Below are 15532 nucleotides of genomic sequence, written 5' to 3'. Positions count from 1 at the left end.
GAGGTCTGCGTGCCGGTACTCGTTCTTCCTTCCTAGGGATGAAAAAAGACAGGAGAGTGTCCTGTCTTTTTCTATTGCACATGAAAATTCGTGCCATCTGTTGTTTCTTTGACAATCCCTGCCCGAACAACAAAATCACCGAAATGTTCTTGGTCTTCTCGTTCTTTTGCATAGCGGGGGAGAAGAGCGCCAAGCTCGTTTAAAATCTCTTCCTCACCAACATTTTCACGGTACAGCTTACTTAATCTGCTGCCATCAAACGCAGCGCCAAGATACATGTTGTATTTGCCAGGTGATTTGCCGATAAAACCAATTTCACCTAGCGCATGGCGGGCACAGCCATTTGGACAACCAGTCATACGAATCGTGATTTCTTTATCACTTAAGCCGTTTTCTTCAACAATCTCTTCAATTTTGTCAATCAAGCGCGGGAGGTAGCGTTCTGCTTCTGCCATTGCTAAGCCGCATGTTGGAAGAGAAACACAGGCCATTGAACTGCGGCGGAGTGCAGAGTGCTGCTGACCAGCTGATAAACCGAACTCCTGTATGAGTTGCTCGATTTGTTTCTTTTTATGAGAAGTGACATTTCCAATGATCAAATTTTGATTCGCTGTTAAGCGGAAGTCACCCGTATGAATTTTTGCGATTTCACGAATGCCCGTCATCAGCGGATAATCATCATAATCTGTGATACGTCCGCCTTCTACAAACATCGTATAATGCCATCTGCCATTAATGCCTTTTACCCAGCCATAGCGGTCCCCATTATGATCAAAGTGATAATCTCTTGCGCCTAAAAGGGCAAACCCGAGGCGGCGCTCCAGCTCTTCTTTTACATTCTCAAGACCAAGGCGGTCCACTGTATATTTAAAGCGGGCATTTTTTCGCACGGAACGGTTTCCGTAGTCACGCTGAATAGTAATCACTTGTTTCGCAATCTCTACAACTTGTTCCGGTGTACAAAAGCCAATTACTTTTGCAAGCTGAGGATAGGTCGCTGTATCACCATGAGTCATACCCATTCCGCCGCCAATTGCGACATTAAAGCCGATTAATTGCTCATTTTCGATGATCGCAATGAAGCCTAAATCCTGCGAAAAGACATCAATATCATTAGCAGGAGGGACCGCCACACCAATTTTGAATTTCCTTGGTAAATAAAGCGGGCCATACATCGGTTCAACTACTGTATCTGGCGTTGCCGCAACCTTTTCCTCATCAAGCCAAATTTCGTGATACGCTCTTGTTTGCGGAAGCAGGTCATCACTTAATTTTTTCGCCAGCTCGTAAACATCATGGTGCACTTCTGATTGATAGGGGTTTGATGTACACATGACATTCCGGTTCACGTCGCCGCAAGCAGCAATTGTATCAAGCATAGTAGAATGAATGTCTTGAATGGTTTTTTTCATATTCCATTTTAAAATACCGTGAAGCTGAAAGGTTTCACGAGTAGTCAGCTTTAACGTACCGTTTCCGTATGTGTGAGCAAGCTCATCCATCACTAGCCACTGCTTAGATGTGGCGATTCCACCAGGCAGGCGTACACGCAGCATAAATTGATAGGCAGGCTCAAGTTTTTGTTTCTGCCGTTCATTTCTGAGGTCCCGATCATCCTGTAAATAACTGCCGTGATGTTTCATCAGGCGGTTGTCATCATCAGGAATTCCCGCTGAAATCGGATCAAGCATTACTTCTTTTAACGTACCCCGTAAATAATCACTTTTTTCTTTGATTTCTTCTACGTCGCTCGGAGGTCCATCCGGCGCTGTTAATGCTGTCTTCACCATGTAAGTAAAAGCTCCTTTCTTTCAAGCATCAAGTCCATTAATATACGTCGCGCTGATAGCGTTTTTGCTGCTGCAAGTTAGCTAGATAGCTTTCTGCTTTCTCTTTGCTCATCGCTCCTTCTTCTTGGATAATCGATAGAAGGGTACGATGCACATCATGCGCCATATGCTTTTCATCTCCGCAAACATATACATACGCACCTTGCTCCAGCCACTCGAATAATTCTTTACTTTGCTTCTTCATTTGATGCTGAACATATACTTTTTCCTCTGAATCTCTTGAAAAAGCCACATCCATTTTCGTTAAGACGCCATCTTTTAACCACTTTTGCCATTCGGTTTGATATAAGAAGTCCGTCACAAAGTGCTGATCGCCGAAGAATAACCACGACTTTCCGCTTGCACCGATTTCTTCTCGTTCCTGCATAAACGAACGGAAAGGGGCGATACCTGTGCCTGGTCCCACCATAATGATCGGTGCATCAGGGTTTTCAGGAAGCTTAAAGTTTTGATTGTGCTGAATATAAACAGGCAGCGTATCACCTGGTTCTAAGCGCTCTGCACATAGAATGGAGCAGACACCTTGACGTTCTCTCCCGTGCGCATCATATCTCACAGCACCGATCGTCAAGTGAACTTCTTCTTCATTCGCTTTCAGGCTGCTTGCAATCGAATAAAGGCGGGCAGGAATTTTTCTTAAAATCGCAGTAAAGTCTGCGGCTGTTCCTTCAAAAGGACCGAAGTCGCGCGCAGCATCGACTAAATCTCTTCCTGCTAAATACGCTTTTAACTTTTCTTCATTTCCTTCTTCTAAAAGGGCATGAAGAGCTTCATTTTTCGTCAAGTCCGCCAACTTTTGAAGAAGAGGTTTTGTTAATACGGTAATCTCAAAATGTGAGGTAAGTGCTTCTTTTAAAGGAAGAGTGTCACCGTTTTTATGAACAGTTACGGCTTCCTCTGCATTCCATCCACATGTCGTGATCAGTTCATCAACAAGCGCAGGATCATTTGTTGGATAAATTCCAAGGCTGTCACCTGGTTCATAAATAAGTCCTGATCCTTCTAGTGAAAGCTCCAAATGGCGGGTCTCTTTGTTCGAGCCGCGGCCATTTAGATTGATATTTTCAAGTACTTCCGCATAAAAAGGATTCGTTCTTGAGTATTCAGTAGCTGCTGTTTGGTTGCTCTCTCCTGCTGATTCTTGCGGGAAGGCTGCGGCTTCACCTTCGCTAAGTGACGATGTCACCCCTTGAAGCCATTCAGAAAACGGCTCATCATAATCAAGGTCACAATCCACTCGGTCTGTCAGGCGCGTCCCGCCAAGCTCTTTGAAGCGCTCATCAAATTCTTTTCCAGTCTGACAGAAGAATTCGTAGGAGCTGTCGCCAAGTGAAAGAACAGAAAAGTTTAAATGATCGAGCTTTGGCGCACGTCTACCATGGACATATTCATGGAAAGAAAGGGCATTATCAGGCGGATCTCCCTCGCCATGTGTGCTGACGATCATCAGTAAATTGTGTATTTTTTTCAGATTATTTGGTTTAAAATCTGACATAGAAGAGAGCGTCACTTGAAAACCTTTCTCCTCAAGATGCTGCGCTGTCTTTTTCGCTAATCCTTCGGAATTACCTGTTTGTGAGCCATAAATGACGGTCACATCTTTACTGACAGGCTGCGCAGGTACTGCGGCAGAAGGAGAAGGGGCTAGAGTAGCTGTTTCTGATCCGGTTAGAGCTGCCTGTGCTGATAAATAACCGGTAAGCCAAATTTTTTGTTGATCTGTTAAAGACGGAAGCAGCTGATTAAGCAAGTCTGCCTGCTGCTGACTAAACGGACTGTTCAATACATGAAGTTGCAACGATATCCACCTCACAAGGAATATAAACATAGATTAATTCGATAGGAATTATATATATAGGTTCAATTTGAACTTTACCGAAAGTTTGCCATTAAGTAAAATATATAATATTGATTGTCATGATTAACATTTCTAATACCTTTACAAGGTAAATGAACTTGAGGGTAAATCGGTTTAACTGTATAAAGCATCTTAAGAAAAATGGGTCGTTTTGTTCTAAGAATGCTAGCATGAAGAAGCGATGCAAAGAATTGAAAAGGGGTGAATGAAATTTGATACAGCTAAAGTTTAAAAAAATAAAATGTTTTCGGCTTGTCATCTTGATTTTTCTCATTTTATTAGTAGCGTGCAATTCTCCGAAGGGAAATATAAAGGATTCATACAATCAGAATAAAACAACAGCACCTTTTTCAAAAAAAGGCATACTGCTATGTAAAGAGGAGACGAGTTTACTTCTTATAAACAATAAAACGCCTCTAAAAAGCGATGATTCGTTGAATACTCATCTACTTATTGATAAGTATAAAGATGATCTCATCATTATCGATTTAACGAAAGTAGATTCTAAAGAGCTGTCACAGGGGCAAACGATTGAGATTTGGTTTGATGAGTTACAAGAATCGTTTCCTCCAAAAGCAACCGTCGAAAAATACAAAATCATTATGGATAAGAATAAATAAGAGAGTAGTAAGCAGTTCTTAAAATTCGAAATGGGTTCTTACTAAATAAAAAGGGGAGAAAAACCCTAGAGTTTTCCCCCCTTCTCGATTTATGCAGTTGGTAACCCCATCACAGCTTTCACTTCTAAATATTCCTCGATGCCGAAGTCTCCCCATTCTCTTCCGATACCTGATTGCTTGAAGCCGCCAAATGGGGCAAAGTAATCTGTTTCGGCATTGTTAATGGTGATTTGGCCAGCACGAATATGTTCAGCGACATATTTTAATGTTTTTTCATCTTTTCCAACAACATACCCAGCAAGGCCATACACTGTATCATTGGCGATCTCAAGGGCATGATCCAGGTCCTGATACGTGATGACACTCATGACCGGTCCAAAGATTTCTTCTTGTGCAATGGTCATGTCATTTTTCACATTGGTGAAAATGGTATGCTTGGCGAAATATCCTTTATCGATTCCGTCCGGCTTTCCGGTTCCCCCTGCAAGAAGGGTAGCACCTTCTTCGATTCCTTTTTCAATATAAGATTGCACGGTATCCCATTGCTTTTTAGATACAAGCGGGCCTGTAGCATGATCTTCTCTCGGATCACCCACTGTAAACTTCGGCAGGGCGTTCAGCAGCGCTTTTTCAAACTTGTCTTTCATTGATTCTGGAATAAGCACACGCGTAGCTGCAGAACACACTTGACCTGTATTCATCGCAATATGATGAACAGCGGTTTCTGCTGCTACATCCACATCTGCATCATCTAAGACGATAAGAGGGGATTTCCCGCCAAGCTCAAGAGCCACTTTCTTCACATTGTCCGCCGCGTTTTCCATAATTTTAGAGCCGACGGCACCTGATCCGGTAAATGAAACAAAGTCAATATCAGGATGTGAGCTAATGCCGTCACCAATCACGTCACCCGTTCCGTTTACTAAGTTGAAGACTCCTTTCGGTACACCAGCTTCATCCATAATTTCTGCAAGAATCATCGCAGCAAATGGTGTAATTTCCGCTGGCTTTAAGACAACTGGTGAGCCTGCCGCAATGGCACCTGCGATTTTAAGAGATGTCTGATTCGTTGGGAAGTTCCACGGTGTAATCAATCCGCTGACGCCAATCGCTTCTTTTATAATGGTATGTCCGCCGCGGTCCTCTGTAAATGTATAAGATTTAAGTGCTTCCGCTGCTTTAGAAAAATGTTCATAGCCCATTTTGTAATGAACTTCTTCGGATACTTTTAGCGGTGCACCGAGCTCTTGTGTCATCACTTCTACAAGTTCATCTTTGCGTTTTTCGTAGCCGCGCACAATGTTTTCCAGCATCTTCACTCGGTCATTTCGAGATGTTTTGGAGAAAGAAGAGAAGGCGGCACGAGCTGCTTTCACTGCCTTATCTAAATCTTCTTTTGTTCCTAAGCTAATGGTGCCAATGACTTCCTCTGTCGCAGGGTTGATGACCTCCGTCGTTTCGTTTCCTGTTGATGCAATCCATTCTCCGTTAATAAAATGTTTCTCTTGATTTCTCATTCTGACATGTCTCCTTTTTGTATATGATTCATTCAATATTCTGTTTTCAGCTGATATAAAACTGTACCCACTGTGAAAAATCTAAAACGAACAAACTGCAAAAGAAAAAGTTTCTGATATAATACGCAAAGTGGGACATATGTCCTTTTCAACCGGCAGGCATGTATCATTTAATGGAACTAGACTGAAAAAAGAAGGAGCTTTTGAACGAATGAAAGGTGTTATTTTCGCTTTATTAGGAGGCGCTTGTATTACACTACAAGGCGTAGCCAACGCAAGAATTAGCCAGGATATCGGCACATGGCAGGCAGCCACCATCACGCAGCTGACCGGCTTTATCATCTCGCTCGTCATTTTACTCATCGTACGAGACGGACACTTCAGGGAATATCGAAAGGTGCAGCCACTTTATTTAATAGGCGGCGCATTTGCAGCGATTATTATTTTTAATGAAGTCACCGCGATTCAAATCATCGGTGTGACACTCACTATCGCAGCTTTACTCATTGCACAGCTTGCTTTTACCTTTGCAATCGATGCAAAAGGATGGTTTGGTGTTCAGAAAAAGAAAATGAAATGGCCACATTACGCAGGAATTTTATTGATGGTCACAGGCGTGATCATTTTAAAACTATAAAGGAGGGCGTCAGATGGAGGAGCTTCAAGATGAATCTCTTTTTGCCTCATATATGAAGGCACATCAATTAGAAAGTGTCTTTCATCAAAAGCTCATATCACACGTAAGTTTGTGGCGCTATGAGCAAGGGGAGCTCGTTTGTTCAAAAGGGGATAAGAGGGAGTACCTGTACTTGTTAGTGAAAGGAAAATTAAAGATTTTCACGACCACAAAGGAAGGGAAAACCTTTATTCTTAGCTTTAAACATCCCCTTGAAGCGATTGGAGATATCGAATACGTTCAGCAGACGGACATGGTCAATACAGTCGAAGCGGTCACAGAAGTACATATGTTAAGGATTTCTCATCAAGCGCTCATGCGCCATGCGAAGGATGACCCGCGCATGCTAACCTTTCTGCTAAAAGGGATCACAAACAAATTTTATACAAAATCAAACGATTTGAGTTTCCACCTGTTATATCCTGTGGAGGTCAGGCTCGCAAGCTACTTATTGTCTGTTGTCACAGATGACGACAGCGCGAGCGCCCTTCGTCTCACTGATGCGGCAAGCTTAATCGGTACGAGCTACCGTCATATTAACCGAGTCATTCAGCAATTCTGTGAAAAAGGGCTGATAGAAAGGCAGAGAGGAAAGATTACGATTTGTGACCGCAAAGGGCTCCTAGAAATAGCCGAGCACAACATTTATGAATAGAGGAAATGAAGGGATTTATATATGATCATAGGAATAGTATTAGCCATCACGGCTGGCGCACTCGTCAGCTTACAAACCATTTTTAACAGTAAGGTCAACGAGCACACAGGCTCTTGGTCAACGACAACCCTCGTTCTTGGAATGGGCTTTATTGCTTCACTCCTGATGGGGCTCTTACTAGAGGGGACTGGCATGTTTCGATTAAGACATATGGAAGCATGGTACTGGATCAGCGGGGCCATTGGGGTAGGAGTGGTCATTTGTCTTGTTCAAAGTATCAAACGTCTTGGACCGACTTATGGCATCTCGATTGTCCTCACGTCACAGCTCGGCTGCGCGCTTTTGTTTGATTCGCTTGGCTGGCTTGGGTTAGAAAAAGTAGAATTCTCTTTGACAAAACTTTTAGGTGTTATTGTGATTGTGGCAGGGATCTTGGTGTTTAAATTGACCAAATTGGAGTCTGCAGAAAAAGATCAAACGCAAGAAAAAGGGCTGCCACAAGAGTAGCTGCCCTACTTTATATCAATCGACGCCATAAAACTGTTATCGCGGATAATCCATTTAAAAGGAGCCTTTTCATCAAAGGCTTTTTTTTCTGTCCATAAGCGCTCGTCTGGTAGACAGTTCGATCTTTAGCAACGAGATAACTATAGGCGATTTTTCGTTCAATTGCTTGCGTAAGTGATAACGCAAACGGGGCACTGTCAATGACCAAAATGGACTCTGTGTTTAAAAAACTAGACCTCGCATCTAAGTTATATGTCCCAATAATACTCAGGTAATCATCAATCACCATTGATTTCGCATGAATCGAATATGGACCTTCGTATTCATACAAATGAACGCCTGTTTTCATCAATTCCTTTTTTGTACTTAAATATCCAGCAAAGGCTAATGGATTTGGCGTCGCCGTAAGAGAATTCGTCACCACTGTCGTCTGAATCTCACTAGGTAAGGGAGTGAGTCCGGCTTTCATTGGGCGCGTTGGGATGACATAAGGCGTCTGGATGAGCACAGAACGCTTTGCCCGGTGCGCAAGATCGTTCAGTTTTTTCAGCACAAGTGGTCGCTTATTAAAGCGTTCCACAGGATTTGTGAAAAAGGCAATCTGTTTCACAGAAGTGGTATCTGCTGCCCAATCAAATGAGGACATCACAAAAGGTTCTTTCGTGCGCATGGCTTCTTGATAGGATCTGAGCAGCTGTTTTCTTAGCTTTAACCCTTTTTTCGCTTTTGGCTTAGAGAACACAGCTTTTGTTCTTTTTGTGAAATCATGATTCCATAGATAAACGAAATATTGCTCCATTTCATCTAATACTTTTCCCTTTTTGGGGTTATAGAGCAGCACATCACGGTCAAAAGCAAAGTCTTTCGGCGGCTGGTCTGCAAAGTATTTATCACCGATATTTCTTCCGCCCATCACAGCCACTCGGCCATCTGCTAGTAGCAGCTTATCGTGTAGCCGATTATGCCATGTCCATGGCTTGAACAAACGAAAGGGCTCATAAAAACGAATCGACATGTTCGGATGATTTGCTACCGCATAGCGCAAATGCTTTAGCGGCCCGCGCAAACTGTGACAGATGCCATCTAACAACAGCTGCACTTTCACACCTCGATCAGCTGCTTCAATTAAAGCTCCTAGTATCCATTCGGCTGTTTTTCCCTTTTGAATGGAATAGTAACTGAGGCGGATCACCTTCTTTGCCTCACGAATCATTTGAATCCTCACCTGACCAGATTCAAACCCGTCGTCAAGAAGCATCACTTGATTTGTCCCCTGATCGTCTCCTGAGATAGAAGAGGCTTTATAAATGCAATGTTCTTTGCATGTTTTTCGTATCGGTAAATAAAACAAAACAAATGCGGTCAAAAATACATAGACGACATAAAGAAGGATGAGATAAAACAAAAGATGAAGCATCATGATCAGCTCCTTTCACACAGACACAACTTTTCCTTAGTGTATGTCAAAAATGAAATTTCACTCATTTTGGCTTTCCAAAAAAATATATGACAAAAGAATCATCTTGTTTTTATTGGGCATTTAATTATAGTATGAAATGAGTAAGGGGGAATCGAATTGAATGAACCACTATTTAACATTCCAAGCGAAGTGTATCAAACGTTAAGTGAAACAGAACGTTATTTACTCCATTATATTCACCAGCATTTAGAGGATATCTCCACCTTATCCATCGTCACATTGAGTGAAAGAGCGAATGTGTCGACAGCCACAATTGTCAGACTGATGAAAAAAATTGGCTACAACGGCTATACATCCTTTAAATATCGATTGAAACAAGAAAAGAAAATGACCGATGCAAGTGATCAGCTCAAAAACATTGATGAAGACATTAAACTAGCGATTCGGAAAAATGAAGAAGAGGTTTTAAAGACGATCCAGCTGCAAAGTATTGGGCAAATTGAAGATGCCGTTCAAAAAATACATAATGCGGACAAAATTTATATTTTCGGCAGAGGCTTCTCAGAGATGATTGCCAAAGAAATGACCATCAAATTACAGCTCATCGGAAAAACATGCGAAGTACATGACGATCCGAATATCATTCGGCTGAAATCGAGAGACATCAGTAAAAACGAACTTGCGATCTTTGTTTCATTAAATGGCGAAACAGCGGAGCTCGTTGAAGCGTGTCAAAACCTTAGCATGAAGCAAGTCACGACCATTACCGTCACCACAAGAATAGATTCTACATTAAGTAAAATATCAGATATGACTCTAGTCGGATATAAAGGCGAACAATCTTTCTTCCCAGATTATGAGGTCAGATCGCGCCTGTCTCTTCATGTCATTGCCCGCATTTTACTAGATGCCTACGTGATTCGAATGAAATAACCGATAAAGAAGCCTTCGAGACTTTGATCTAGAAGGCTTTTTATCATGAAAACCTTTACACAATCTGAAAACATTTTCACTCCTGCGTATGAGATACTTTCTTTAGAGAAAAGAAAGAAGGTGAAACCAATTGATTTATACCTGCACCTTAAATCCTGCTATTGACCTATATATTGCATTAAAAGAAATGAAGGCAAATGCAGTCAACCGCACGGAAGATGAAGATTATCAGCCGAACGGCAAGGGAGTCAATGTCTCCATTATGCTAAAGAAATATGGATTCACCAGCACTGCATTAGGATTTATTGCTGGGTTTTCAGGCTCTTATATTGAACAATCCTTAAAGGACCTTTCCATTCAAACCGATTTTATCTCAGTTGAAGGAATTACACGCATTAATGTTTTTATTAATACGACAGAAGAATATAAGCTCGTGAACCAGGGACCTGCGATTGAAGAAAAAGCACTTCACGCCTTTCGTGAAAAAATAGCGGCCATCCCGCAGGGGGACATCCTGATCATGTCAGGCAGCCTGCCAAAGGGCGTACCAGCCAGCATTTTTTCAGAAGTAGCAGCTATTTGTCATCAGAACAACGTCAAGTTTATTTTAGACACAAGCTCCGCAGCAGTTCTTGAGACGCTTCAATACAAGCCGTATTTATTAAAACCGAATGAAGAAGAAATCGCTGCTTTTTTCGGCAAAACACATCCTATGTCAGAAAAAGAACTCATTCAATCAGGAGAAAAGCTCATTGAGATGGGTGCAGAGCAAGTGCTTATTTCCCGCGGGGGAGAAGGGGCTTTGTTCATTACAAAAGACGCCGTCTTAAAAGGAAACGCACCGACAGGCACTGTAGTAAATACAGCTTGCTCTGGAGATGCGATGCTCGCAGCCTTTCTTAGTAAACAGCTTGAGGGTCATTCACCTGAAGAGTGCTTACGTTACGGCATTGCAACAGGCGCATCTACTGCATTTTCTAAAGGCTTAAGTGATTTACATGACATTCATTCATTAATTGATCAAGTACACATTGACAAGATATAAGGGGGAATAGACATGAGCCGTAAAAAAATTGTCGCTGCAACTGGCTGTCCAACAGGCATTGCACACACATTTATGGCAGCTGAAGCATTAAAAATAGCTGCTGAGCAACTAGGGGTCGACATCAAAGTTGAAACGCACGGTCAAGTAGGAATTGAAAACGCTTTAACCGATCAAGACATTCTGGAGGCCGATGGGGTCATTGTCGCAGCTGACAAAGATGTGAATATAGATCGTTTTCACGGCAAACCACTGATTGAAGTGCCTGTAGCGAAGGGTATCCGCACGCCAAATGAACTGATCCAAGGCATTATCAATGGAGAAGCTCCCGTTCATCAAGTGAAAGGAAGAGCTACTGGAACAGAAAAAACATCTGCTTCTTCTTCACCAGCTCAACAAAAGTCGGCGAATAAGTGGATACACACCATCTACAAACATTTAATGAACGGTGTATCACACATGCTTCCATTTGTTGTTGGAGGCGGGGTCTTAATTGCTTTATCTTTTCTATTCGGTATTTACTCAGCTGATCCTCAGCATGAAACGTATCATCCGTTTGCAGCCTATTTGAAAAGCATTGGTGGACTCGGCTTTAGCTTAATGGTGCCTATTTTAGCAGCATTTATCGCTGATTCAATCGCCAGACGCCCAGGGATGGTTGTCGGATTTATCGGCGGACTGCTTGCAAACGATGGAGGCGCTGGATTCTTAGGTGGTATTATCGCAGGTTTTGCAGCAGGGTATATCATCGTACTCCTTCAATTCCTGCTTCAAAAATTACCTGCATCACTTGACGGATTAAAATCAATCTTCATCTATCCTGTTATCGGTATTTTCTTAATTGGGGCTGTGATGACACCACTATTAGTTCCAATCACAGGGCTAAATAATTCATTAATGGATTTTCTCTCAGCTGTTCAATCCACGAATCCGCTGCTCTTAGGTTTAATTGTTGGAGCGATGTGTGGATTTGATATGGGAGGACCTTTTAACAAAGCAGCCTATGTCACAGGAACGGCTTTACTTGCAGAAGGTAACCTTTACTTCATGGCAGGTGTGTCAGCAGCATGTATCACACCACCGCTTATCATTGCGATTGCCACAACGATTTTCCGAAAACATTTCACACCGCAGGAACGAAATGCAGGGGCCATCAACTATATTCTAGGAGCGACACATATAACAGAAGGGGCCATTCCATTTGCGGCTAAAAACCCGGTCGTTGTCCTGCCAATTATCATGTTTGGCTCCGCCATCTCTGCTATATTGACGTATCTCTTTGGCGTACAGGTTCCAGCTCCGCATGGCGGGTTCCTTGTCCTTCCAGTCGTCACAGGCGCATTCCAGTGGGTACTATCCATACTGATCGGATCACTTGTAGGTGCCATTCTATACGGACTTTATCGTAAAAAAATAGACAAACCCGCAGTTTAATAGGGAGGAAGAGAAATGATGGAACATATTTATATGAATCTTCATGAAACCGCGTCGTCACAGGCTGGCGTTTTCGCAGCCATTGCTGATATTGCCTACAAAGCAGGTATTTGTACATCACCAGAGGATGTTAAAAAAGGCTTAGCTGAAAGAGAAGCACTGAGCACAACTGGATTTCAAGATGGATTTGCGATTCCACATACACAAACAGACGCCATCACAAAACCAGCACTCGTGATCGTCCGCACGGAAACAGGCATTGAATGGGACGCTTTTGATGGGAAGCCTTGCTTTTTCTTCTTATCCTTACTGATCCCCAAAAGTGAAGCAGGGACCACTCATCTAAAGGCTCTTTCTGCCCTTTCACGAGGATTAATGGATGAAGCGAAACGACAAAAGCTACTGGAAACAAGAACAAATGAAGAGATGCTAACTGTATTAGAAACAGATATTTTAACGAGAGAGGATGTTTGATCATGCCTTTACTATCCACAACACCGATGCTTGAGACTGCGAAAAAAGAAAAATACGGAATCGTTGCATTCAATGTACATTCCTTTGACAGTATTTATTGGGTGCTCGAAACGGCCGCAGAATTAAAGTCACCTGTCATTTTGCAAACAACGGTTGGAACCGTTCAATCTCTTGGAGCAAAAGCGATTGCAGATACAGTCAAAGCGGCGGCTGATCAATATCAAATCCCGATCGGCCTGCACCTCGATCACTGTACGGACTTTGATGTGATTCTCACCTGTATTCGTGCGGGATATACATCCGTCATGATCGATGCATCGATGCATTCATATGAAGAAAATGTTCGCCGCACAAAAGAAGTGGTGGACCTCGCATTAAAAGTAGGGGTGAACGTTGAAGCTGAACTAGGCAAGGTGGGCGGCGTAGAGGATGATATCGTTGTCGATGAAAAGGATGCTGAAAAAGCCATTCCATCAGAATGCCGTCAATTTGTAGAAGAAACTGGGGTACCAACTTTAGCACCTGCAATTGGTACCGCACATGGCATTTATAAAGGGGTTCCGGATATTGATTTTGACCGCATTGAACAAATTGCATCACTGGTCGATGTTCCCCTTGTGCTGCACGGGGGTTCCGCTGTACCGGATGAAGACGTCAGACGATGTGTGGCACTTGGTATGGCAAAGGTCAATGTCTCAACTGAATTAAAAAATGCGTACTCTGAAGCCATTCGTGATCATTTCTCAAACGAACCGGAAAGCTTAGATCCACGGATGTATTTACAAAAAGCTAAACAAGCAGCAAAAGATATGGTCACATCGAAAATACGGATCGTTGGCAGTGAGGGCAAAGCCCATCCTCTATATCAGTGAAACAAAAAAGCAGAGCCGCTTAAGCTCTGCTTTTTCACATTATTCGCTTTCTTTCATTTCATTTGATGTGCGCACCCGTGCATTTCCCATAAACAGGACCGTAATCGCTGCAAGGGCAATAGGGAATAACGCAATCAAAAATACGTACGTGATACTTTGTGACATCGCATCGATGACTTTATTTAAAATATCAGGCGGAATTTGTGAACGGGCACCTTCTTGGAAAATGGCCTGTGGATCGCCTATTTGAGAAGGGACTCCTTTCATTCCGCTAAAGGCATCTGCTAAGCGATTCGATAGGACATTGGTTTGAATCGTCCCAAAAATCGTGACACCAAGTGTCATCCCAAGTGATCTCATAAATGAATTGGTCGAGTTTGCACTGCCTCGGTAACGAGGGGCAAGATCATTCATTGAAGCTGACGGCAGAAGGGAGAAGCTGAAGCCGACACCAAAGCCTGATATCATCATAAAGATTGTGAGCCACAGTCTAGCTGTATCTGGTGACATATTGGCAAGCAGCAGCATCCCCGCGAAAAATGAAATGACAGAGATCGTCATAAGACGTCTGAAAGGCACTTTCGTCTGCATCGTTCCGCCAATCATACTGCCAATGACAGACCCTATCATCATCGGTGTTAAAATGAATCCTGCACTTGTCGCTGATTCACCGTACACCGCCTGGACGAAAATAGGAATGAAGACGGCAAGAATAATAAATGTTCCGCCATATAAAAACGCCAAAATTTGAGATGTCGCAAATAAACGATTTTTAAACATCCAAAATGAAATAATCGGTTCCTCCGCTTTACGCTCAACAATAAAGAAGATGGTACCAAACACAACAAACACGGCAAAAAGTGTGAGGATTTGCACCGAATCCCATGCATAGGATTTACCGCCAAGCTCAAGAGCGAACATCAAGCTCACAACCGCCACGACAAGTGTAATAGCACCTGACCAGTCAATTTTCTGCTTGCGATGTTCTAGTGATTCATGATAGTATCTGGCGATCAAGAACACACTAACAATACCAATTGGCAAGTTAATATAGAAAACCCAATGCCAGCCGATTGAATCTGTGATAATAGCTCCTAATAGTGGTCCTAGTACACTCGATAAACCAAACACTGCACCAAACATACCGGACATTTTTCCGCGTTTTTCAGGCGGGAAGATATCAAAGATGATCGTAAACGCGATCGGAAGAAGGGCACCGCCTCCAAGCCCTTGAATGGCTCGGTAAATAATGAGCTGATCCATCGTTTGTGCGATACCGCAAAGCGCAGATCCAATTAAAAAGAAAATAAGTCCAAACAGAAAAAAACGCTTTCGACCATACATATCAGAAAGCTTTCCGTAAATCGGCATTCCAGCCATTACTGCCACCATATAAGAAGCCGTCACCCAAGCAAATTTATCAAAACTGCCCAAATCTGCTACGATGCTTCCCATTGCTGTTGCAACAATGGTATTGTCCATCGCCGCCATAAAAATTCCTAACAGCAAACCGATGACAACTAAGCGAGTGGATGCCTTGCCTTTATCCACATGATTCATTTCATTTACCTCCTGCTTACCTTCTCTCCTTATTTTTGCTATGATCAACTTAAATATAAAGTAAGAGAACATTTATCTTGATGATCAAGATAAATTGATTTTAAAGGGAGGAGA

General features: G+C 42.6%; 14 protein-coding genes. 9 read left to right on the top strand and 5 right to left on the bottom strand.

Annotated features, from left to right (window positions below; genetic code table 11):
* Positions 1 to 71: 71 nt before the first annotated feature.
* Together cysI and NSS78_RS09335 are read right to left on the bottom strand one after the other, a co-directional pair.
* Positions 72 to 1790 (bottom strand): assimilatory sulfite reductase (NADPH) hemoprotein subunit, encoded by a 1719-nt coding sequence (gene cysI, locus NSS78_RS09340; RefSeq protein WP_212046643.1) that lies wholly within the window; start codon positions 1788 to 1790, stop codon positions 72 to 74.
* Between the two features lie 37 nt (positions 1791 to 1827).
* The gene (locus NSS78_RS09335) at positions 1828 to 3648 is read right to left on the bottom strand and encodes an assimilatory sulfite reductase (NADPH) flavoprotein subunit (protein WP_212046644.1); all 1821 of its coding nucleotides are present in this window, start codon (positions 3646 to 3648) and stop codon (positions 1828 to 1830) included.
* A gap of 272 nt (positions 3649 to 3920) precedes the next feature.
* Between NSS78_RS09335 and NSS78_RS09330 the strand changes: the two genes are divergently transcribed.
* Complete coding sequence (locus NSS78_RS09330) at positions 3921 to 4328, top strand: DUF3221 domain-containing protein (protein ID WP_050944841.1); 408 nt, start codon at positions 3921 to 3923, stop codon at positions 4326 to 4328.
* A gap of 89 nt (positions 4329 to 4417) precedes the next feature.
* Here NSS78_RS09330 and NSS78_RS09325 read toward each other — a convergent pair whose 3' ends face one another.
* Positions 4418 to 5845, bottom strand: coding sequence for an aldehyde dehydrogenase family protein (locus tag NSS78_RS09325; RefSeq protein ID WP_212046645.1), 1428 nt, complete (start codon positions 5843 to 5845; stop codon positions 4418 to 4420).
* 211 nt (positions 5846 to 6056) lie between these two features.
* Between NSS78_RS09325 and NSS78_RS09320 the strand changes: the two genes are divergently transcribed.
* Genes NSS78_RS09320 through NSS78_RS09310 form a run of 3 tightly spaced genes read left to right on the top strand, consistent with a single transcriptional unit; the run spans position 6057 to position 7683 of the window.
* Positions 6057 to 6482, top strand: coding sequence for a DMT family transporter (locus tag NSS78_RS09320; protein WP_012010174.1), 426 nt, complete (start codon positions 6057 to 6059; stop codon positions 6480 to 6482).
* Between the two features lie 13 nt (positions 6483 to 6495).
* Positions 6496 to 7176 carry a Crp/Fnr family transcriptional regulator gene (locus NSS78_RS09315; RefSeq protein ID WP_050944843.1) on the top strand — a complete coding sequence of 227 codons (681 nt, stop codon included), beginning with the start codon at positions 6496 to 6498 and terminating at the stop codon, positions 7174 to 7176.
* Positions 7177 to 7197: 21 nt separating this feature from the next.
* Positions 7198 to 7683: a DMT family transporter gene (locus NSS78_RS09310; RefSeq protein WP_050944844.1), complete on the top strand. Its 486-nt coding sequence runs from the start codon at positions 7198 to 7200 to the stop codon at positions 7681 to 7683.
* Between the two features lie 10 nt (positions 7684 to 7693).
* On the opposite strand, the gene NSS78_RS09305 is transcribed toward NSS78_RS09310, so the two are convergent.
* On the bottom strand, positions 7694 to 9100 hold the full coding sequence (locus NSS78_RS09305; RefSeq protein ID WP_342468379.1) for a phospholipase D family protein: 1407 nt from the start codon (positions 9098 to 9100) through the stop codon (positions 7694 to 7696).
* 159 nt (positions 9101 to 9259) lie between these two features.
* Here NSS78_RS09305 and NSS78_RS09300 point away from each other — a divergent pair, with 159 nt between their 5' ends.
* The 5 genes from NSS78_RS09300 to NSS78_RS09280 all read left to right on the top strand — a co-directional run bounded on the left by NSS78_RS09300 (position 9260) and on the right by NSS78_RS09280 (position 13858).
* Entirely contained in the window at positions 9260 to 10036 is a 777-nt protein-coding gene (locus tag NSS78_RS09300; protein ID WP_003211946.1) for a MurR/RpiR family transcriptional regulator, read from the top strand.
* A 130-nt stretch (positions 10037 to 10166) separates the two neighbouring features.
* Complete coding sequence (gene pfkB / locus NSS78_RS09295; RefSeq protein WP_058015607.1) at positions 10167 to 11081, top strand: 1-phosphofructokinase; 915 nt, start codon at positions 10167 to 10169, stop codon at positions 11079 to 11081.
* A gap of 12 nt (positions 11082 to 11093) precedes the next feature.
* A complete protein-coding gene (locus NSS78_RS09290) occupies positions 11094 to 12512 on the top strand; it encodes a fructose-specific PTS transporter subunit EIIC (protein ID WP_342468369.1) in 1419 nt (472 codons plus the stop codon).
* Between the two features lie 15 nt (positions 12513 to 12527).
* On the top strand, positions 12528 to 12986 hold the full coding sequence (locus NSS78_RS09285; RefSeq protein WP_003211874.1) for a fructose PTS transporter subunit IIA: 459 nt from the start codon (positions 12528 to 12530) through the stop codon (positions 12984 to 12986).
* Between the two features lie 2 nt (positions 12987 to 12988).
* On the top strand, positions 12989 to 13858 hold the full coding sequence (locus NSS78_RS09280; protein WP_003210866.1) for a class II fructose-bisphosphate aldolase: 870 nt from the start codon (positions 12989 to 12991) through the stop codon (positions 13856 to 13858).
* A gap of 39 nt (positions 13859 to 13897) precedes the next feature.
* On the opposite strand, the gene NSS78_RS09275 is transcribed toward NSS78_RS09280, so the two are convergent.
* On the bottom strand, positions 13898 to 15418 hold the full coding sequence (locus NSS78_RS09275; protein ID WP_212046651.1) for an MDR family MFS transporter: 1521 nt from the start codon (positions 15416 to 15418) through the stop codon (positions 13898 to 13900).
* Between the last annotated feature and the right edge of the window lie 114 nt (positions 15419 to 15532).

It is taken from the genome of Bacillus sp. FSL W8-0920 (genome assembly GCF_038593215.1).
GTDB classification, from domain to species: Bacteria; Bacillota; Bacilli; order Bacillales; family Bacillaceae; genus Bacillus; species Bacillus pumilus.
Note: the sequence above shows the minus strand (reverse complement) of the source record. Positions and strands in the feature narration are given on the sequence as shown.

Coding starts and splice junctions, on each gene's coding strand:
- NSS78_RS09310 (WP_050944844.1), top strand. CDS start 7,198: ATGATCATAGGAATAGTATTAGCCATCACGGCTGGCGCACTCGTCAGC.
- NSS78_RS09275 (WP_212046651.1), bottom strand. CDS start 15,418: ATGAATCATGTGGATAAAGGCAAGGCATCCACTCGCTTAGTTGTCATC.
- NSS78_RS09280 (WP_003210866.1), top strand. CDS start 12,989: ATGCCTTTACTATCCACAACACCGATGCTTGAGACTGCGAAAAAAGAA.
- NSS78_RS09320 (WP_012010174.1), top strand. CDS start 6,057: ATGAAAGGTGTTATTTTCGCTTTATTAGGAGGCGCTTGTATTACACTA.
- NSS78_RS09325 (WP_212046645.1), bottom strand. CDS start 5,845: ATGAGAAATCAAGAGAAACATTTTATTAACGGAGAATGGATTGCATCA.
- NSS78_RS09285 (WP_003211874.1), top strand. CDS start 12,528: ATGATGGAACATATTTATATGAATCTTCATGAAACCGCGTCGTCACAG.
- NSS78_RS09315 (WP_050944843.1), top strand. CDS start 6,496: ATGGAGGAGCTTCAAGATGAATCTCTTTTTGCCTCATATATGAAGGCA.
- NSS78_RS09290 (WP_342468369.1), top strand. CDS start 11,094: ATGAGCCGTAAAAAAATTGTCGCTGCAACTGGCTGTCCAACAGGCATT.
- cysI (WP_212046643.1), bottom strand. CDS start 1,790: ATGGTGAAGACAGCATTAACAGCGCCGGATGGACCTCCGAGCGACGTA.
- NSS78_RS09305 (WP_342468379.1), bottom strand. CDS start 9,100: ATGCTTCATCTTTTGTTTTATCTCATCCTTCTTTATGTCGTCTATGTA.